Raw genomic sequence first — 16,354 nt, forward strand, 5'->3', positions numbered from 1 at the left:
AGCCCGGATCGTCGCGGAGAAAATCCGTCTCAGCTTGTCGCAACCGTATCGGCTGAGCATCCGGGATGAGCAACTGTGTTCCAAGTCAAGCGTTTTTAGGGGCGTTTGGGTGTTCTGGATTCCAGGGGATACCCGATTTGACGATCGCGTTCATAATCGTCAGCATCTTATGCATGCAAGCGACCAAGGCGACCTTTTTGAGCTTGCCTTTGGCGAGCAACCGTTCGTAGAAGATCTTGATCACCGGGTTGTACCGTATGGCGCTCAGGGCCGCCATGTATAAAGTGGTACGCACTGTCGCGCGACCCCCCCAGGTGATGCGCTTGCCCTTGTGGCGACCGCTGTCCGCGTTCAAGGGAGCCACGCCGACCAGCTTGCCAATTTGCGCATGGGTGAGTTGCCCCAACTCAGGCAAGGCGCCCATCAGAGCCGCTTGCATGCAGGGCCCGACTCCTTTGAAATCCTTGAACAACGCGAGCTTCTGAGCAAAATGTCCCTTCAACATGCCATCGATGTTCTTGTCAATCAGCGCAATCTGCCGATCGAGCATCTTGAGTACCAGCTTGATGCTTTTGTGCTGCGACGGATGGCTCGTGGCCAAGCGGTTTGCCTCCGCCACGCGCATGGCGACCAACTGGTTGTGGCGCACCAGCAAGGCTTCCAGTGCCTCCTGGTTGGCGTCGGGCAGTTTCATCAACAGCCGCTCCCGCTGCGCGGACTGGTGCAGCGTTCTCCCAAAGTGCGAGAGCACTCGCGCATCAATGGCGTCCGTCTTGGCGAGGTATCCCATTGATTTCGCGAAATCCCTCGCCTGCCGTGGATTCACCACCATCACCGGCAGACCGGCCGCACAGAGCGCCGCTGCCACTGGGCGCTCATAGCCACCCGTGGCCTCCAACAGGATCACGCCAATTCGCTCCGCAAGCAGCTTCAGCCGGTTCACCAAGGCTCCGATCTCCTTCCCGCTGTTGGCGATGCATTCGGTCTTGGACTGGTCGTCCAGAGCAAGTTCGAGCGTGTCTTTCGCAACATCAATGCCGGGGAAAATCAATTCCGGAACGTTCATCTATAGCCATCCTTGCAAATACGAGGTCACGCTCTTGCGACACGCGCCAACAAGCAACTGTTCGGTATCCAGACAAACGGCTGACCAAGCATGCCAAGTGCTCATCCACGGGCTTGAGGTCCCAGAGGGACATCGGGCTATGCCTGGCCTTCCGAACTCTCCTCGACAACATTCATGCGGCTCTCCGTCACCCACACCTTGGGGCTCTGCCCCAAACCCCGCACTCGCCGTGAGGCAGGGCTGGGGATGATACACCCCTCCCCAGCCCCTGCCTCCAGCGTACTTGGCTTACAGGGCGTCAAGAGACTTTCGCGGCATAAACGCGAGAGAAAAAACCTCTCTCGCATTTATTCCACGGTTCTCTTGACCCCCTTCCAGCCATTCCTTCCCGCCCTCTCCCAGATGAGCCAAAAGCCACGAAAGAAAGCATACAAGGGAACGGCCACGCGGGCCATCGAACATCGGTGCACGGTCAGCGTCGGCGTGGCCTTGTTCACGGGTCATGAAGGCGACGCGGACGACATCCTGCAGCGGGCCGATGCGGCGATGTACGACGCCAAAGAGGCGGGGCGCAATTTGATCCGGTTTCACGACCGGCTGGCTTGAGGGCTCGCCCCTCTTTTCCTCAGCCTGGAATTGCGCCGGCTGCGCTTCTCCCTCTGCGGTCGACGCCAATACGCAGTTCGACATCACCGGCAGCCGCCCCGAAGCCGCGCAGCACGGGATTGTAGCGTCGCCCCTCATCGTGCCGGCGATCCTCGAAGCGCGCGTACCGCCAGCCGCAGGCCGACGAGTCGCAGGTGTTCAGCGCCGTAGCCCGGATGCAGCGCCAGCGAAATCCGGGGCCCCAAGGCTGGCCCCCCACCAGACGCGCTACCCCGCGCCTCCGCGCAACCATAACGCTCCCCTCGCCGGCAGACGACCCGCCCGTCCGGCGCTTGACACGACCCAGGGGCCCCGGGATACTCCGCCTGCCGACGCGCTGACGGGGCGACTGCGTACGCCGCCGCGAAAAGCCGCTGGCGGCTCGCTTCAGGCCTCTGCAGCCGAGCTTCTGACGCCCCCTTACTGCCCCCCTCCCATGGCCGAACCCGAGAAACTCCCCGCCGCTTCGCTGTCGCAGCTCACCATCGATCGCAGCGCGGCCCCGGCTCGGCGTCGCCGGCGGAGCTGGGTCGGCTGGCTGGCGGGTGCGCTCGTCGCCGCCGGCATCGCTGCCTTCCTTCTCGTACCGGGAAAGACCGAAGTCCAGGTCACCAGCGTGCTCAGCGCCTACCCGTCGCAGCAGTACACACAACTGACCGCTTCCGGCTACGTGGTCGCGCAACGGCGCGCCTCGGTAGCCTCCAAGGGAACCGGCCGACTGATCGAGCTGCGGGTGCGTGAGGGGAGCCCGGTGCAGCAGGGCGAACTGATCGGCCGCCTCGACGCCAGCGACGTGCAGGCCGCGCTGCTCGTCGCGCAGGCGGCGATCGGCCAGGCAGCGGCCGGCGTGCGGCAGGCGGAAGCCAACCTCGAACAGGCGCAGGCCGAGGCCGCCAACGCCGAGGTCGAATTCCAGCGCCAGCAGACCTTGCGCACCCGCGGTTTCGTCTCGTCGCAGGCCGTCGACGCTGCACAGCGCCGCGCGCTGGCGGCACGCGCGGGGGTCGGCGCCGGGCGCGCGGCAATCGGCAGTGCCAGGGCCGCTCTCGCGCAGGCACAGGCGCAGGTGAGCGTGCAGCGGGTCAACCAGGACAACACCGAGATCCGCGCGCCGTTCGACGGCGTGGTGCTGGTTAAGAACGCCAACGTCGGCGACATGATCACGCCTTTCTCGGCGGCGGCGGGCACCTCGGGCGCTGTCGTGACGATGGCCGACATGAGCACGCTGGAGGTCGAGGCGGACGTTTCCGAGAGCAATGTCGCCAGGGTCCGCGTCGACATGCCGGTGGAGATCACGCTCGATGCGATCCCCGATGCGCGCTTCCGCGGCAGCGTTGCCCGCGTCGTGCCGACGGTGGACCGCGCCAAGGCGACGGTGGTGACCAAGATCCGCTTCGAGAAGATCGACGCGCGCATCCTGCCCGAAATGAGCGCGAAGGTGAATTTTCTGTCGCAGCCGGCGAGCGACGCCGACCAGACGCCGGTAGTCGCCGTCAACCCGCGGGCGATCACCGAGCGCGCCGGCAGCAAGGTGGTCTTCCGACTGGTCGGCGAGACCGTCGAAGCCGTCCCGGTGACGCTTGGCCGCAAGCTCGGCGACGCGCAGGAGCTGACCGGCAGCCCGCTGCAGCCCGGCGAACGCCTGGTCCTGGCGCCCACGGAACGCCTCGCTGCCGGCGCCAGCGTGGTCGTCTCGGGCAAGTGAGCGGCGCCGTGAAGAGCCGCGCTTGAGCACTGACCCGGCCAGTCCGCTGATTCGCATCCGCGGGCTCTCGAAAGGCTATCGGCGCGGCGACCAGGTGATTCCGGTGCTGCTCGACCTCGACATGGACGTCGCGGCAGGCGAGTTCGTGGCCCTGATGGGTCCGAGCGGCTCAGGCAAGAGCACGCTGCTCAACCTGATCGCCGGCATCGACAAGCCGTCGAGCGGCACCATCGAGATCGGCGGCGTCGATATCGCCGAACTGAGCGAAGGCGAACTGGCCGACTGGCGCGCCGCCAACGTCGGCTTCGTCTTCCAGTTCTACAACCTGCTGCCGGTGCTCAGCGCGCAGGACAACGTCGAACTGCCTTTGCTGCTGACCGGGCTGTCGAGCCGCCAGCGCGCCGAGCGTGCGCGCCTCGTCCTCGGGCTGGTGGGCCTCGCCGACCGCGCCGACCATTATCCGAACGAACTCTCCGGCGGGCAGCAGCAGCGCGTGGCGATCGCGCGTGCGCTGGTCAGCGACCCCCTGCTGATCGTTGCCGACGAACCCACCGGCGACCTCGACCGCGTCACTGGCGAGGAGATACTCGGACTGCTCGAACAACTCGTCGTCGAGATGGGCAAGACGATCGTCATGGTCACGCACGACCCGAAGGCTGCTGCGCGAGCGCGCCGTCTGGTGCACCTCGAGAAGGGCGTGCTGGTCGACGAGGTCGGCGCGTGACGCCGGCGCGTGCAGGAGGCGGCCGATGTTCCTGCTCCGGCTCCTGCTGAAAAACGCCTTTCGCCACAAGCTGCGCACCGGCCTGACGCTGATCGGACTGGTGGTGGCGATCTGCGCCTTCGGTCTGCTGCGCACCATCGTCGACGCCTGGTACGCCGGCGTCGAGGCCAGCTCGAGCACGCGCCTGGTGACGCGCAGCAGCATCTCGCTGACTTTCCAGTTGCCGCTCAACTACGCGCAGCGAATCCGCGCCGTCGAGGGCGTGCGCGCGATCAGTTGGGCGAACTGGTTCGGCGGGGTGTACATCACCGAGCGTAATTTCTTCCCGCAGTTCGCGATCGATCCGGCGAGCTACCTGGCGCTCTACCCCGAGTACTTGATCGCCGACGCCGAGAAGCTCGCCTTCTTCCGCGATCGGCAGGGAGCGGTCGTCGGCCGCGGACTCGCGAAAAAATTCGGTTGGCAGATCGGCGACCCGATCCCCCTGCGCGGCACGATCTATCCGGGAACCTGGACCTTCAACCTGCGCGCGATCTACGACGGGGTGGACGCCAAGACCGATGAAAACCAGATGTTCGTGCACTGGTCGTTCATCAACGAATCCTTGCGCCAGAGCGCGCGCCGGCGCGCCGATGCCGTCGGCGTGTATATCGTCGGCATCGACGAGCCGAACAACGCCGCCCTGATCTCGCAACGCATCGACGCGCTGTTCGCCAATTCGCTGGCCGAGACGCTCAGCGAGACCGAAAAGGCGTTCCAGCTCAGCTTCGTGTCGATGAGCGAGGCGATCCTGGTGGCGATCCAGGCGGTGAGTTTCATCATCGTTGTGATCATCATGGCGGTGATGGCCAATACCATGACGATGACCGCGCGCGAGCGCCTGGCCGAGTATGCGACGCTCAAGGCGCTGGGTTTCCCGCCGGCTTTCGTGGTCGGCCTGCTGTACGGCGAGAGCCTGTTGATCGCCGGCATCGGTGGCGTCCTCGGGGTCGCCGCGACGCTGCCGCTGTCGGCTGCCTTCGCGCGCGCGACCGGCACGCTGTTCCCGGTCTTCCAGGTGTCGCCACTGACGATGAGCCTGCAGTTGCTGGCCGCAGCGATCGTCGGCATCGTCGCTGCCGCCTGGCCGGCGTGGCGGATGAGCCGGATCGACATCGTCGATGGGCTGCGCCATGTGGCTTGACCGGCGGTGAAGGGCCTGCCGCTTGCCTACATCTTGCGCAACCTGTGGGTGCGCAGGGTGACCACCTTGCTCACCGCGCTCGGCATGGCCCTGGTCGTCTACGTGTTCGCGACGGTGCTGATGATGAGCGAAGGCATACGCGCGACGCTGGTCGCCACCGGCCAGGCGGACAACGTCATCATCCTGCGCAAGGGGGCCGGCGCCGAGATCAACAGCGCGGTCGGTCGCGACCAGGCCGGAACAATCGAGACCCTCCCGGGAATCGCCAGCGATGCGCTGGGCCGCACGATGGTCAGCCGCGAGCCCGTGGTGCTGATCAATCTGCCCAAGCGTGGCAGCGGCAAGCCGAGCAACGTCACCGTGCGCGGCACGTCGGCAGTGGGCGGCGAACTGCGGCCGCAGGTACGCATCGGCGAAGGCCGCATGTTCCGCCCGGGCACTTCCGAGATCGTCGCCGGTAGCGCCGTGGCTGCCGGCTTTCAGGGTGTCGGCCTCGGCCAGACGCTGCGCTTCGCCGGCCGCGACTGGCTCGTCGTCGGCGTTCTCGACGCGGGGCGCAGCGGCTTCGACTCGGAGATCTGGGGCGATGGCGAACAGATGTTGCAGGCCTTCAGGCGTAACGCCTACTCGACCGTCGTCCTGCGTCTGGCCGATGCGGAGGGCTTCGAGCACATCCGGAAGGCCCTCGAGGAGGACCCCCGGCTATCGCTCGAAGCCAAGCCGGAACGCGTGTTCTATGCTGAGCAGAGCGAGGCGCTGGCGACCTTCATCCGCCTGCTCGGCACGGCGCTTGCCGTCATCTTCTCGATCGGCGCCGTGGTCGGTGCGATGATCACGATGTTCGCCGCGGTGGCGGCGCGCACCGCCGAGATCGGCACCTTGCGCGCGCTCGGGTTTCGGCGTGGCGCCGTTCTGCTGGCGTTTCTCGGTGAGTCGCTGCTGCTGGCTGCGCTCGGCGGCGTTCTCGGGTTGGCGGGTGCAAGTGCGATGCAGGCGGTCGATATCTCGACGACGAACTTCCAGACTTTCGCCGAGTTGGCCTTCCGTTTCGTGCTGACGCCGTCGATCGCCTTGCAGTCGATGGCCTTCGCGCTGGCGATGGGCGTCGTTGGCGGCTTCATTCCGGCATGGCGCGCGGCACGCCTGGAGATCGCCGAGTGCCTGCGCGCGGCCTGAGAGCCGACGGCAGGGTGCCCGCGGCAGCCTGCCGGGGTACGCCCTACAAGGTCACGTTACCGACGAGAGAACGGCCTTGAGGCGTTTCATGCCACTCATGACGGTTGCCGCGAGCCGGATGGCTTCTGGATCGGCAGGCGGCTGCTCCACTGTCCACTCGCAGAATGACGCCATGGTCGCGGCCCGTTCGATGGAAAGTGTCGAGGTCACCAAACCGGACTCGATGATCGGGATCAGCGCGGCGGCGGCCCGGAGGCGATTGATTTCCGGGGTGGCGGGAGGAACCTGCTTCGACATGCCGAGATTCTAGCGAGGGTCAGGTCGGAGCAGCGAGGACTTATGCCACATTGCACGACCCGGCAGATCAATCCCTTCCTGCCGCGCCGATTGGGCGTCATGGCTTCTCTCCGCTCGCCGCACCGGGCACTGCTCAGTACTTGACACTACAGCCATAGGGTGAGGTCGATGCCACGGTTACCGGCTTGCCGGCCAGCGCCTCGCTGAGGGCTGCGCGCACGTAGTTGCTGGCGCCCTTGACGTCGGCCGGATTGGTCGACCGCTTGTCGTCGATGGCGCCGTTGTAGATCACCGTCCCTGCGGGGTCGATGACGAACATCTGCGGCGTCGTCTTGGCCGCGTAGGCACGGCCGGTGGCGCTGCTGCTGTCGAGCAGCGTCGCTTTCTGGGCGCTGCCCTGCGCCCGCATCCAGTTCGCCACTTCGGGGCCGGTCTTGAACTCGGAGTGATTGGCGTTCGTCGAGTTGATCGACAGCCAGACGACGCCGCGCTCGCTCCACTCCTTCTGCAGTCCCTGCATGTTCTTGCTGACATAGTGCTTCTGCACGAACGGACATTCGGGGTTGGTCCATTCGAGCACCACGTACTTGCCTTTGAAGTCGGCCAGCGCGACCGGTTTGCCGGCGGTGTCGTTGATCGTGAATGCGGGTGCTGCCGCTCCTGGTGCCTGTGCCGACGCGGTGCCGGCCAGAATCGCCAGTACCAGTCCGATTGTCGCCATGCGAGTGCTCATCGCTTTCTCCTGTAGGTTGGTCGAACGCATGCTGTCGGCGCTACAGCGGCGCCAGCGCCGCCAGTACCGTCTGTCGTTGCAGGACCTCGGGCAGCAGCAGAGGTTCCCGGCCGGGACGGTAGAGAACGTACACCGGCACGCCGCTGCGCCCCAGCGCGGTCAGCGCCTGGGTGATGGCGGGATCGCGGCGGGTCCAGTCGGCGCGCAGCAGTGCCACCTGCTTGTGCGCAAAGGCGCTGCGGATTTCGCCGTCGTTGAGGACCAGGCGCTTGTTGACCTGGCAGGTGACGCACCAGGCGGCGGTGAAATCGACGAAGACGGTGCGCCCGGCGCCGCTCAGTTCGGCCAGGCGCGTTGGCGTGAAAGCCTCCCATTCGCTGTCCGACGTCGCGGCCGTACCAGTGCCCTTGGGCGTGTTCACCCTCACCTCGTGGCTCCCGGTCAGCAAAGGCCAGGCAACGAGCGCGACCCCCAGCAAGGCGACAGCGATCGCCGCCGCCCACAGGCGTGTGCCGCCTTCGCGCAGGATGCGCCAGGCCCACAGCGCAAAGCCAATGCCGAGCAGCGCCAGCAGCAGGCGCACGACGCTGTCGTTGTCGGTCTGCGCCCCGAGCACCCAGACCAGCCAGATCACCGTTGCATAGAGCGGGTAGGCGAGCAATTGCTTGAAGCGGCCGAGCCACGCTCCCGGCCGTGGCAGATGTTGCCGCCAGCCGGGAAAGCAGGCCAGCAGCACATAGGGAAGCGCCATGCCGATGCCCAGCGCGGCAAACACCAGAAGCGTCACCCAGGCCGAGCCGGCGAGCGCAAAACCGAGCGCCGCTCCCATGAAGGGTGCCGTGCACGGCGAGGCAACGACCACCGCGAGGACACCCGCGGCGAACGCGTCGAGGCTGCGTCGGCGGGCGCTCAGCCCGATCAGGCTGGCCGGGGCGAACTGGCCGAATTCGAAGACGCCGGAGAGATTGAGCGCGAGCACGAAGAAGAGGGCGGCCAATGCGGTCACGACCACCGGCGACTGCAGCTGGAAACCCCAGCCAAGCTGTTCGCCGGCGGCGCGCAGCGCGAACAGCGCCAGACCGAGGGCAACGAAAGTTAGCACCACGCCGGTCGCGTAGGCGAAAGCCTCCTTGTGCAGCGTCGACGGGCGATCATCGTGCGTGGCAAAGCCGAGCACCTTGATCGACAGCACTGGAAAGACGCAGGGCATGAGGTTCAGCAGCAAACCCCCGGCGAGCGCCGACAGCGCCGCCAGCCAGAGCGTCAGGGCGGCTGCCGCCGGTGACGGATGGGGGCCGACTGGCGTCGTCGTCGCCAGATCGGGCCTCGCTCCGGGAACGACGTGGCCGGCCAGCGGCAGGTCGAGCGTCGCGGCGGTGACGGCTTCGCCCAGCGTGCCGCTGGCGGTGAGCACACCATTGAGCCGCGGCAGCGGTCCGGCAAGATCGCTGGCCACCGGTAGCGTCAGCAGATAGGTATTGCCCGCGCGCGCCAGTGTCTGTGGTGCCGACGCCTCGATCTGCCGCTCGGCGAAAGGAAAGAAGCGCAGCGTTCCCGGATCGCCGGCGCCTGTCGGAGGCGCAAGCCTCAGCGTGATCGACGTACCCTGGCCGGCGGCGCTTGCCTGCCATCCGGCGAGTGCTCGTGGTAGCGCACGGCGCGTCGCCGCGATGGTCGTGGCCGAGGCCGGGTTGGCCTCGGCCGACGCGGCGGCCGGCAGCGTCAGGCCAAGCTCGACCGATTCGGGGATGCAGGCTTCCTTGCAGACCAGCCAGTCGACGCGCGCCCTCAGTGTCTGCGTGCCGACCGCGGCGAGCGACGCCGGGACAGCGAGTTCGACGAGGTGGAGCACTTCGCCCTCGTAGCCATAGTTGATCAGTGGGCCGGCAGGCAAGGCCCGCGGCGCCGGCCACTGGATGGGTCCAGCGGCGATGCCGGCCGGCAGGTCCCAGGCGATCGTCGTCGGCACGCCCGAGTCGCCGGGGTTCTGCCAGTAGACGTGCCAGCCGGGCGCCATGCGCAGCCGCAGGGCAACGGTCAGCGGCTCGCCGGGTACCAGCGCGGTTCGCTCGGCGAGCAGTTCTGCTTCAACATGCGGCGTGTGCACCGGCGCCGCTGCCGCGACGGCTGCCCAAGCGAGTGCGACGACGATGACGAGGGACTCGGTCAGCCGGCGCCACGTGCGTTCAACAAATGAGTCGGTATGCCGGGCGGAGAAGGAGAGCATGGGAAAACCAGTATAGCGTCGACGCGCAGTCAGAACGCCGCCAGGATGACGATGCTGGTGAGCAGGACTTACGCCGCCGGGATCCTGTACTTGATTGCCTTGTCGCTGAACTCGACGATGCCCCGCTTTTCCAGGCCGGCCATCACCGCCTGAACCGTGGCCGGCGACCTCACTTGGCCACCGAGCAGGGAGGGAATGTGCCGTTCGAGGGCGACGCGATCGGCAGCGCGCCGCGCGTCCCACAACAGCTTGTGCGCGTCAGCGTGCATAGACCGGGCGGCGTTCGGCGTAGACGCGGTCGCGGAAGTACGGGTTATCGAGGCTGCTCTCGGTGACGAGGTCCACCGGCCGACCGAACAGGGATTCGAGGCTTTCCTTCAGCGCAAAATGGGTATCCGCATACTTGGCCGGAGGAAGGTCGTCGAACTCGACGAGAAAATCGAGATCGCTGGATGTCGGGTTGAAGTCCGCACGCACTGCAGAACCGAAAACGTCCAGCCGCTTGGCGCCAGTTCGCCGGCACAGCGTAGCCACTTGGTCACGGTACTGCTCAATCACATTGGTCATGGTCGGTCTCCGCATCCCATTATGCCGCAAGGGTGTCGTCAAGCGACGAGTGGCGTCGCGCGGATGCATGGCGCCGCCGTCGCGTCGCGACCGGCGTCAAGCCGCTTGGGCGTCTGCGCGTGCCTCAAAGATCTGGCGCGTCGTGTTCACCGACTCGATGCACTGGGCGCTCTCATCCACGGACCAAGCATCCTGGAGAGGGCTCGCTCGTCGAATCCGTGCACGAGCCCGTCCTTGCCGACCAGGATGGTCGGGATCCCGCCTCCACCGAGCAAGCGGTTCATTTGCTCCGCGCGGGCATCGCGCTCGATGTCCAGTTCCACATAGCTGATACTGTGCTCGGCGAAGAAGGCGCGCGCCCTGGCGCAATAACCGCACCAGGTGGTGGCATACATGACGACTTCCGGCTGGGTGGTCGCCGAACGGGTCGCGGCGCCCCGCTCGCGGTGCCTGTCCTGCATGGCATACATGCCGCCGGCAGCGAGCAGGACCAGCGCGACCACGAACCACAGCCTCCCGCCGCTGCGCCGGACCGGTCTGGCTCCTTGCGTGGGGAGCGGCCGCACGGAAGCCGCCTCCTCGGCCTTGTTGTAGGCCACTTCACAGGAAGGGCATTGCCAATCGGGGGCCGTGTCGCTCGGCTTGCGCTCATAGCGGCAGCGCGGGCAGCGCTTTGGGGTGATGTACATGGCGGGCGGGCTGGTCGGAGTGTGGCACTGGGTCGAGGACAGTGCCCTGACCCCGTGCCCGACAGTATAGGCAGCGCCGCAAACCGCGGTCAATCCCGGCGGTGGCGCGCCGCTTCGCCACCGTGGCCGGAATCGACCGGCGATCAGGCTGGCGCCGCTTGCCGGCGTCGCCCGAATCCGAGTACGCCGATGGCCAGGCCGATCAGCGCCAGCGTTGCCGGTTCAGGGATGCTGGTGACTTCCGGGAGCGTATGCGCATGCGGTGCGAGATTGGCGATGGAGAGCGTGTTGGTGTCGCCGCCGAAGACCTCGCCGACAGGGAAACCCGGTCCGGTACCCACGGTCGTGCGGCCCCGCAGGTCAGGCAGGGCGAAGGTGCTGACTCCGTCGCCGCCGTAGGTGGTGCCGAGGAGCGAAAACAACGCGGTATTCGCGGCGATCGACAGCAGCACCCAGGTCGGCCGGCGAAAGGCCCGGCCCGCTGCCGGCACCGACGATTGCGCGGCCGGTTCAGATCCGGTAGCAGTAAAGCCGCGTCTGGCGGGCGTCGTCGACGTCGATCTCACGGGTGGCGTCGACACCGGGAACGGGAAAGCTGTTGCTGACGAACAGGCTCCCCTTCGGCATCTCGCGCTGGATCTTTTCCCACAGGGCAGCCATCGGTGCCGGCGAGAGAAAGGCGTACACGACGTTGTAGCCGGCGAAATCGGTTCGCCAGAGATCGCCCCAGCGCCAGTCGCAATTGGCCAGGCCGGCGGTGCGCAGGCGGCCGACGAGCCAGGTCGCGGGGGCGTTTTCCACGCCGGTGAACTGCGCGTCCGGCCGCTGTCGGGCGAGCGGACAGAGCACGCTGCCGACCCCGGCACCGACGTCGAGAAAGCGCAGCCCCGGCAGATCGGCGGTCAGTTCGGCAAGCGCGGCGGCAGTCGGGCGATTGGAGAAGTACAGCGGCACCTGCCCGCCGAGCGCACCGCGATAGACGAGCAATAGCAGCATGAACAGCAGCAGGAACCAGCCGGGGTCGATCGCCAGGCCGGAAACGGCCCAGGCCAGCGGCGCGAAGAGCAGGTGGATCAGTCGCCACCACCAGGCCTGGCGGGTCAGGCTGGCGAGCAGCAGGGCAACGCCGCCGATGGCGAGAGCCGTTTCCGGCCAGGGCAGTTCCTCGTTGCGGATGCCGTAGTAGGGCCAGGCCAGCGACAGGACGGCCAGGCCCGCGGCCAACTGCAGCGCCAGTTGACGAAGCTGTGGTCCGATTGCCGGCGGCGGGGTGTCGAGGGGTTCGGGCGAGGGTGAAGCCAATGTGCTGCTCCGGTTTGCCAGGCGTCTCAGGCGGGTGGCGGGCCGAGCGCGTCGCGGCAGGCGACGTCGACCGCCTGAGCCCCCGTCATCGCCAGGAGTTCCTGTGGCGACAGCGCGAAAACGGCATGCGGGTGACCGGCAGCGGCCCAGATTCTGGCGAAGCCAAGCAGATCCTCATCGACCAGCACGAGCGTTTCCCTGAGGTGCCCGATCGGGCAGACGCCGCCGATGGCGTAACCGGTGTGTGCGCGTACGAAGCTGGCGTCGGCCTTGCCGAGCGGCCCGACCAGAGCGGCAACCTTCCCTTCGTCGACGCGGTTTGCACCGCTGGCGACGACCATCACCGCCATATCGTCGGCGAGGCGGCGGAAGATGATCGACTTGGCGATTTCGTCGACGCGGCAGCCGAGGCCGGCGGCGGCCTCGGCGGAAGTCCGGCCGCTCGCCGGCAGCAAGACGACCGGCTGGCCGTGGCCGATCCGTCGCAGCATGTCGGCCACGCGCTGGGCGCTTTCGGGGAGTCTGGTTTCTGGCTTCATGGGCACTTGCGGGTGGTCTGGCGCCGGCACCCGGGGTGGCCGCGGCGCATCGAGGCGGCGTGGGAAAGGCCGGCAGTATGCCACAGCGAAGCTGATCCCTGGGGCGACGCCGCCAGGCATAAACCGCGAAAATGCCGATTTGCAAAATGCCGCCGCCTTGCTACTCTCCATCCTCCGGCGCGCGCAAGGTTGGACTGAACGACCTTGTCGCCACTGACGACCGGCTACCGCCCGAAGAGAAGACCACCATGCGCAACTCCCCCGACGAACACCAGGAAATCCGCGACGCCGTGCGCGACCTGTGCCGCCAGTTCCCGGACGAGTATTTCCGCCGCATCGACGCGCAGCGCGCCTATCCCGAGGACTTCGTCGATGCGCTGATCGGCGCCGGCTGGCTGTCGGCGATGATCCCCGAGGAATACGGCGGCTCCGGCCTCGGGCTGACTGCGGCGAGCGTGATCATGGAGGAAATCAACCGCAGCGGCGGCAATTCCGCCGCCGTGCACGGACAGATGTACAACATGGGAACGCTGCTGCGTAACGGCAGCCGGGAGCAGAAGGAACGCTATCTGCCGGGGATCGCCGCCGGCAAGCTGCGCATCCAGTCGATGGCGGTGACCGAGCCGACGACCGGCACCGATACCACGCGAATCAAGACCACCGCCGTGAAGTCCGGCGACCGCTACCGGGTCAACGGCCAGAAGGTGTGGATCTCGCGCGTGCAGCACTCGGACCTGATGATCCTGCTGGCGCGCACGACACCGTTCGGCGAAGTGAAGAAGAAATCCGAGGGCATGTCGATCTTCATCGTCGACCTGCATGACGCGGTCGGCAACGGCCTCTCGGTGCGGCCGATCGCCAACATGGTCAACCACGAGACCAACGAACTCTTCTTCGACAACCTGGAGATTCCCACCGAGAACCTGATCGGCGAGGAAGGGCAGGGCTTCCGCTACCTGCTCGACGGCCTCAACGCCGAGCGCACGTTGATCGCCGCCGAGTGCATCGGCGACGGCTACTGGTTCGTCGAGCGCGCCAGCCGCTACGCGAAGGAGCGCATCGTCTTCGACCGGCCGATTGGCCAGAACCAGGGCGTGCAGTTCCCGATCGCCGATGCCTTCATCGAGATCGAGGCGGCCAACCTGATGCGCTTCAAGGCCTGCGCCCTGTTCGACGCGCAACAGCCCTGCGGTGCCGAGGCCAACATGGCCAAGTACCTCGCCGCCAAGGCTTCGTGGGAAGCGGCCAACGTCTGCCTGCAGACGCACGGCGGCTTCGGTTTCGCCAACGAATACGACATCGAGCGCAAGTTCCGCGAGACGCGCCTGTACCAGGTGGCGCCGATCTCGACCAACCTGATCTTCTCCTACGTCGCCGAGCACCTGCTCGGCCTGCCGCGCTCGTTCTGAGATCGCGAGGAGTCCGGCATGCGTCCGCTCGACGGCATCACCGTAGTCACCCTCGAACACGCCATCGCGGCGCCGTTCTGCACGCGCCAACTGGCCGACCTCGGCGCGCGCGTGATCAAGGTCGAGCGCCCCGTGACCGGCGATTTCGCGCGCGCCTACGACGAGCGCGTGCGCGGCCTGGCCTCGCATTTCGTGTGGACCAACCGCTCGAAGGAAAGCCTGACGCTCGACGTCAAGCACGCTGAGGCCGCTGGCATCCTGGCCAGACTGCTCGAGCAGGCCGACGTGCTCGTGCAGAATCTGGCGCCCGGCGCCGCGGCGCGGCTCGGCCTGTCGTACGAGGTGCTGCGCGAGCAGCATCCGCGCCTGATCGTCTGCGACATTTCCGGCTACGGGGCAAGCGGGCCGTATCGCGACAAGAAGGCCTACGACCTCCTGATCCAGAGCGAGTCCGGCTTCCTCTCGATCACCGGTTCGCCTGACGCACCGGCCAAGGCCGGTTGCTCGATCGCCGACATCGCGGCCGGCATGTACGCCTACAGCAATATCCTGGCGGCGCTGCTGCAGCGCGGCCGGAGTGGGCGCGGCTGCCACATCGAGGTGTCGATGCTCGAAAGCATGGTCGAATGGATGAGCTATCCGCTGTACTACGCCTTCGACGGTGCGACGCCGCCGCCGCGCGCCGGCGCCGCGCATGCGACGATCACCCCCTACGGTCCGTTCACCGCCGGCGACGGCAAGACGGTGATGCTGGGCCTGCAGAACGAGCGCGAGTGGGAAGTGTTCTGCCGTGCGGTGCTCGAACGGCCGGAACTGGCCGCCGACCCGCGCTTCTCGTCGAGTTCGCGGCGCACGGCGAACCGCCAGGAACTCGAGGCGCTGATCGTCGCCAGCTTTGCGTCGCTCAGTTCCGAGCAGTTGATCGGCCGGCTCGACGCCGCGCAGATCGCCAACGCGCGCATGAACGATATGCATGATGTCTGGGAACACCCGCAGTTGCGCGCGCGCGGGCGGTGGGCCGAGGTGGCGACGCCGGCCGGCCCGATCCCGGCGCTGCTGCCGCCGGGCGCAGTCGATGCCTTCACGCCGCGCATGGACGCGGTGCCGGCGCTCGGTCAGCACACCGACGCGATTCTCGGGGAACTGGGCTGGGACGCGGCAGCGATCGAGCGCCTGCGTCAGGCGGGGGCGATCTGAACGTCGCCGCTTATCTGCGGGGTGGCGATCAGCGCTTGGTCTGCCCCCTCAGCGGGGACGGCTGTTGCGGCGTATCCAATCGCCGAGCGCGGCTTCGTCGATCTCACCGGCGGCGACCGCAAGCATGGTCAGCGTTGCATCGGCCTGCGTCGCGACGAGCCGTAAACCGTTGATCGCAAGAAAAAGACCGATTGACAGGAAGGCCGCGCGCTTGTTGCCATCGACGAAGGGATGGTTTTTCGCTAGGCCGAAGCCGTAGGCGGCCGCCGGGGCGGCGAAATCCGGATCACCGTGGGCCAGCACGTTGCGCGGACGGACCAAGGCGGAGTCGAGCAGCCCCTCGTCGCGCATGCCGGCCAGGCCGCCATGCTCGGCCAGGCTTTCGTCGTGCAGCAGCAGGAGCAGGCGCTTGTCGATCCAGGTCCACACGGGACGCTACTTGGCCAGTGTGTGGAAGGTATCTCGGTACTCGCGCATGAACTCGCGGCCAACTTCGAGCTGCTGTGCGAAGTCGGGTTCGTAGGGCGTCAGGGTTACGCCTGCGGGAGCGTCGGTTACGTAAAGGGTGTCGCCCTTCTCAACCTTGAGCCGGGCGAGCAGCTCCTTGGGCAGGATGACCCCGACCGAATTTCCGATCTGTGTGATCTTCAGCGTCAACATGGTGCGCTCCACGGTTCGAACGGCTGTTATATTAGGGCGTGCACCCCGAGCAGGCAAGGCTTGCAGCCGTCGGTCAATCGCCATCCCGGTGTGTGGCAGCGAAGCGCCAGTTGGCGAAGCCCGCCTTGGCTCTGCCAGCAGTACGCTTTCGACGGTGCCGTGCCGCCGCTGCGCACGCGACGATCACCCCTTGCGCTCCGTTCACCGCCGGCGACGGCAGGACGATGATGCCGGG

The 16,354-nt window shown here is 66.9% G+C and carries 19 protein-coding genes; 7 read left to right on the forward strand and 12 right to left on the reverse strand.

Translation table 11 applies throughout. The features are described from left to right. Window positions 1-85: 85 nt before the first annotated feature. Window positions 86-1,066 (reverse strand): IS110 family transposase, encoded by a 981-nt coding sequence (locus CAP2UW1_RS24465; protein ID WP_012806694.1) that lies wholly within the window; start codon window positions 1,064-1,066, stop codon window positions 86-88. 363 nt (window positions 1,067-1,429) lie between these two features. Here CAP2UW1_RS24465 and CAP2UW1_RS25475 point away from each other — a divergent pair, with 363 nt between their 5' ends. From CAP2UW1_RS25475 to CAP2UW1_RS08255, 5 genes are all read left to right on the forward strand, one after another. Then, on the forward strand, window positions 1,430-1,672 hold the full coding sequence (locus CAP2UW1_RS25475; protein ID WP_199931604.1) for a diguanylate cyclase: 243 nt from the start codon (window positions 1,430-1,432) through the stop codon (window positions 1,670-1,672). Window positions 1,673-2,147: 475 nt separating this feature from the next. Further along, window positions 2,148-3,416, forward strand: a complete 1,269-nt coding sequence (locus CAP2UW1_RS08240; protein ID WP_015766177.1) for an efflux RND transporter periplasmic adaptor subunit — start codon at window positions 2,148-2,150, stop codon at window positions 3,414-3,416. A gap of 22 nt (window positions 3,417-3,438) precedes the next feature. Continuing rightward, the gene (locus tag CAP2UW1_RS08245) at window positions 3,439-4,140 is read left to right on the forward strand and encodes an ABC transporter ATP-binding protein (RefSeq protein WP_015766178.1); all 702 of its coding nucleotides are present in this window, start codon (window positions 3,439-3,441) and stop codon (window positions 4,138-4,140) included. Window positions 4,141-4,165: 25 nt separating this feature from the next. Next, the gene (locus CAP2UW1_RS08250; protein ID WP_015766179.1) at window positions 4,166-5,323 is read left to right on the forward strand and encodes an ABC transporter permease; all 1,158 of its coding nucleotides are present in this window, start codon (window positions 4,166-4,168) and stop codon (window positions 5,321-5,323) included. A 6-nt stretch (window positions 5,324-5,329) separates the two neighbouring features. Next, on the forward strand, window positions 5,330-6,499 hold the full coding sequence (locus CAP2UW1_RS08255) for an ABC transporter permease (protein WP_015766180.1): 1,170 nt from the start codon (window positions 5,330-5,332) through the stop codon (window positions 6,497-6,499). 51 nt (window positions 6,500-6,550) lie between these two features. Here the strand turns inward: CAP2UW1_RS08255 and CAP2UW1_RS08260 are convergent, their stop codons facing one another. The 9 genes from CAP2UW1_RS08260 to CAP2UW1_RS08300 all read right to left on the reverse strand — a co-directional run bounded on the left by CAP2UW1_RS08260 (window position 6,551) and on the right by CAP2UW1_RS08300 (window position 12,853). Further along, window positions 6,551-6,796 (reverse strand): hypothetical protein, encoded by a 246-nt coding sequence (locus tag CAP2UW1_RS08260; protein ID WP_015766181.1) that lies wholly within the window; start codon window positions 6,794-6,796, stop codon window positions 6,551-6,553. A 133-nt stretch (window positions 6,797-6,929) separates the two neighbouring features. Then, the gene (locus CAP2UW1_RS08265) at window positions 6,930-7,529 is read right to left on the reverse strand and encodes a thioredoxin family protein (RefSeq protein ID WP_015766182.1); all 600 of its coding nucleotides are present in this window, start codon (window positions 7,527-7,529) and stop codon (window positions 6,930-6,932) included. A 40-nt stretch (window positions 7,530-7,569) separates the two neighbouring features. Continuing rightward, window positions 7,570-9,756 carry a protein-disulfide reductase DsbD family protein gene (locus CAP2UW1_RS08270; RefSeq protein ID WP_015766183.1) on the reverse strand — a complete coding sequence of 729 codons (2,187 nt, stop codon included), beginning with the start codon at window positions 9,754-9,756 and terminating at the stop codon, window positions 7,570-7,572. 68 nt (window positions 9,757-9,824) lie between these two features. Further along, complete coding sequence (locus tag CAP2UW1_RS08275; RefSeq protein WP_015766184.1) at window positions 9,825-10,025, reverse strand: hypothetical protein; 201 nt, start codon at window positions 10,023-10,025, stop codon at window positions 9,825-9,827. Continuing rightward, window positions 10,015-10,323, reverse strand: coding sequence for a nucleotidyltransferase family protein (locus CAP2UW1_RS08280; protein WP_015766185.1), 309 nt, complete (start codon window positions 10,321-10,323; stop codon window positions 10,015-10,017). The genes CAP2UW1_RS08275 and CAP2UW1_RS08280 overlap by 11 nt, the downstream gene beginning before the upstream one ends. 146 nt (window positions 10,324-10,469) lie before the next feature. Then, the gene (locus CAP2UW1_RS08285) at window positions 10,470-11,012 is read right to left on the reverse strand and encodes a glutaredoxin family protein (protein ID WP_015766186.1); all 543 of its coding nucleotides are present in this window, start codon (window positions 11,010-11,012) and stop codon (window positions 10,470-10,472) included. A gap of 143 nt (window positions 11,013-11,155) precedes the next feature. Beyond that, window positions 11,156-11,503: a phage tail protein gene (locus tag CAP2UW1_RS23630; protein WP_015766187.1), complete on the reverse strand. Its 348-nt coding sequence runs from the start codon at window positions 11,501-11,503 to the stop codon at window positions 11,156-11,158. Between the two features lie 19 nt (window positions 11,504-11,522). Beyond that, window positions 11,523-12,314, reverse strand: a complete 792-nt coding sequence (locus tag CAP2UW1_RS08295; protein WP_015766188.1) for a class I SAM-dependent methyltransferase — start codon at window positions 12,312-12,314, stop codon at window positions 11,523-11,525. A 26-nt stretch (window positions 12,315-12,340) separates the two neighbouring features. Next, window positions 12,341-12,853, reverse strand: coding sequence for a YbaK/EbsC family protein (locus CAP2UW1_RS08300; protein ID WP_015766189.1), 513 nt, complete (start codon window positions 12,851-12,853; stop codon window positions 12,341-12,343). Between the two features lie 248 nt (window positions 12,854-13,101). Between CAP2UW1_RS08300 and CAP2UW1_RS08305 the strand changes: the two genes are divergently transcribed. Further along, window positions 13,102-14,262: an acyl-CoA dehydrogenase family protein gene (locus tag CAP2UW1_RS08305; protein ID WP_015766190.1), complete on the forward strand. Its 1,161-nt coding sequence runs from the start codon at window positions 13,102-13,104 to the stop codon at window positions 14,260-14,262. A gap of 18 nt (window positions 14,263-14,280) precedes the next feature. Further along, on the forward strand, window positions 14,281-15,459 hold the full coding sequence (locus CAP2UW1_RS08310; RefSeq protein ID WP_015766191.1) for a CaiB/BaiF CoA transferase family protein: 1,179 nt from the start codon (window positions 14,281-14,283) through the stop codon (window positions 15,457-15,459). Window positions 15,460-15,507: 48 nt separating this feature from the next. Here CAP2UW1_RS08310 and CAP2UW1_RS08315 read toward each other — a convergent pair whose 3' ends face one another. Both CAP2UW1_RS08315 and CAP2UW1_RS08320 read right to left on the reverse strand, forming a co-directional pair. Then, window positions 15,508-15,888: a type II toxin-antitoxin system death-on-curing family toxin gene (locus tag CAP2UW1_RS08315; RefSeq protein ID WP_015766192.1), complete on the reverse strand. Its 381-nt coding sequence runs from the start codon at window positions 15,886-15,888 to the stop codon at window positions 15,508-15,510. A 6-nt stretch (window positions 15,889-15,894) separates the two neighbouring features. Continuing rightward, window positions 15,895-16,119, reverse strand: a complete 225-nt coding sequence (locus CAP2UW1_RS08320) for an AbrB/MazE/SpoVT family DNA-binding domain-containing protein (RefSeq protein WP_015766193.1) — start codon at window positions 16,117-16,119, stop codon at window positions 15,895-15,897. Window positions 16,120-16,354: the final 235 nt, after the last annotated feature.

Origin of the sequence: Candidatus Accumulibacter phosphatis (genome assembly GCF_000024165.1) — a bacterium.
In the GTDB taxonomy this organism is placed as follows: Bacteria; Pseudomonadota; Gammaproteobacteria; order Burkholderiales; family Rhodocyclaceae; genus Accumulibacter; species Accumulibacter phosphatis.

What these genes read in the sequence shown, in the direction of transcription:
- CAP2UW1_RS08320 (WP_015766193.1), bottom strand. Translation starts at nt 16,119, where the DNA reads ATGTTGACGCTGAAGATCACACAGATCGGAAATTCGGTCGGGGTCATC.
- CAP2UW1_RS08260 (WP_015766181.1), bottom strand. Translation starts at nt 6,796, where the DNA reads ATGTCGAAGCAGGTTCCTCCCGCCACCCCGGAAATCAATCGCCTCCGG.
- CAP2UW1_RS08285 (WP_015766186.1), bottom strand. Translation starts at nt 11,012, where the DNA reads ATGTACATCACCCCAAAGCGCTGCCCGCGCTGCCGCTATGAGCGCAAG.
- CAP2UW1_RS08280 (WP_015766185.1), bottom strand. Translation starts at nt 10,323, where the DNA reads ATGACCAATGTGATTGAGCAGTACCGTGACCAAGTGGCTACGCTGTGC.
- CAP2UW1_RS08250 (WP_015766179.1), top strand. Translation starts at nt 4,166, where the DNA reads ATGTTCCTGCTCCGGCTCCTGCTGAAAAACGCCTTTCGCCACAAGCTG.
- CAP2UW1_RS08310 (WP_015766191.1), top strand. Translation starts at nt 14,281, where the DNA reads ATGCGTCCGCTCGACGGCATCACCGTAGTCACCCTCGAACACGCCATC.
- CAP2UW1_RS24465 (WP_012806694.1), bottom strand. Translation starts at nt 1,066, where the DNA reads ATGAACGTTCCGGAATTGATTTTCCCCGGCATTGATGTTGCGAAAGAC.
- CAP2UW1_RS08305 (WP_015766190.1), top strand. Translation starts at nt 13,102, where the DNA reads ATGCGCAACTCCCCCGACGAACACCAGGAAATCCGCGACGCCGTGCGC.
- CAP2UW1_RS08265 (WP_015766182.1), bottom strand. Translation starts at nt 7,529, where the DNA reads ATGAGCACTCGCATGGCGACAATCGGACTGGTACTGGCGATTCTGGCC.
- CAP2UW1_RS08275 (WP_015766184.1), bottom strand. Translation starts at nt 10,025, where the DNA reads ATGCACGCTGACGCGCACAAGCTGTTGTGGGACGCGCGGCGCGCTGCC.
- CAP2UW1_RS08270 (WP_015766183.1), bottom strand. Translation starts at nt 9,756, where the DNA reads ATGCTCTCCTTCTCCGCCCGGCATACCGACTCATTTGTTGAACGCACG.
- CAP2UW1_RS08300 (WP_015766189.1), bottom strand. Translation starts at nt 12,853, where the DNA reads ATGAAGCCAGAAACCAGACTCCCCGAAAGCGCCCAGCGCGTGGCCGAC.
- CAP2UW1_RS08240 (WP_015766177.1), top strand. Translation starts at nt 2,148, where the DNA reads ATGGCCGAACCCGAGAAACTCCCCGCCGCTTCGCTGTCGCAGCTCACC.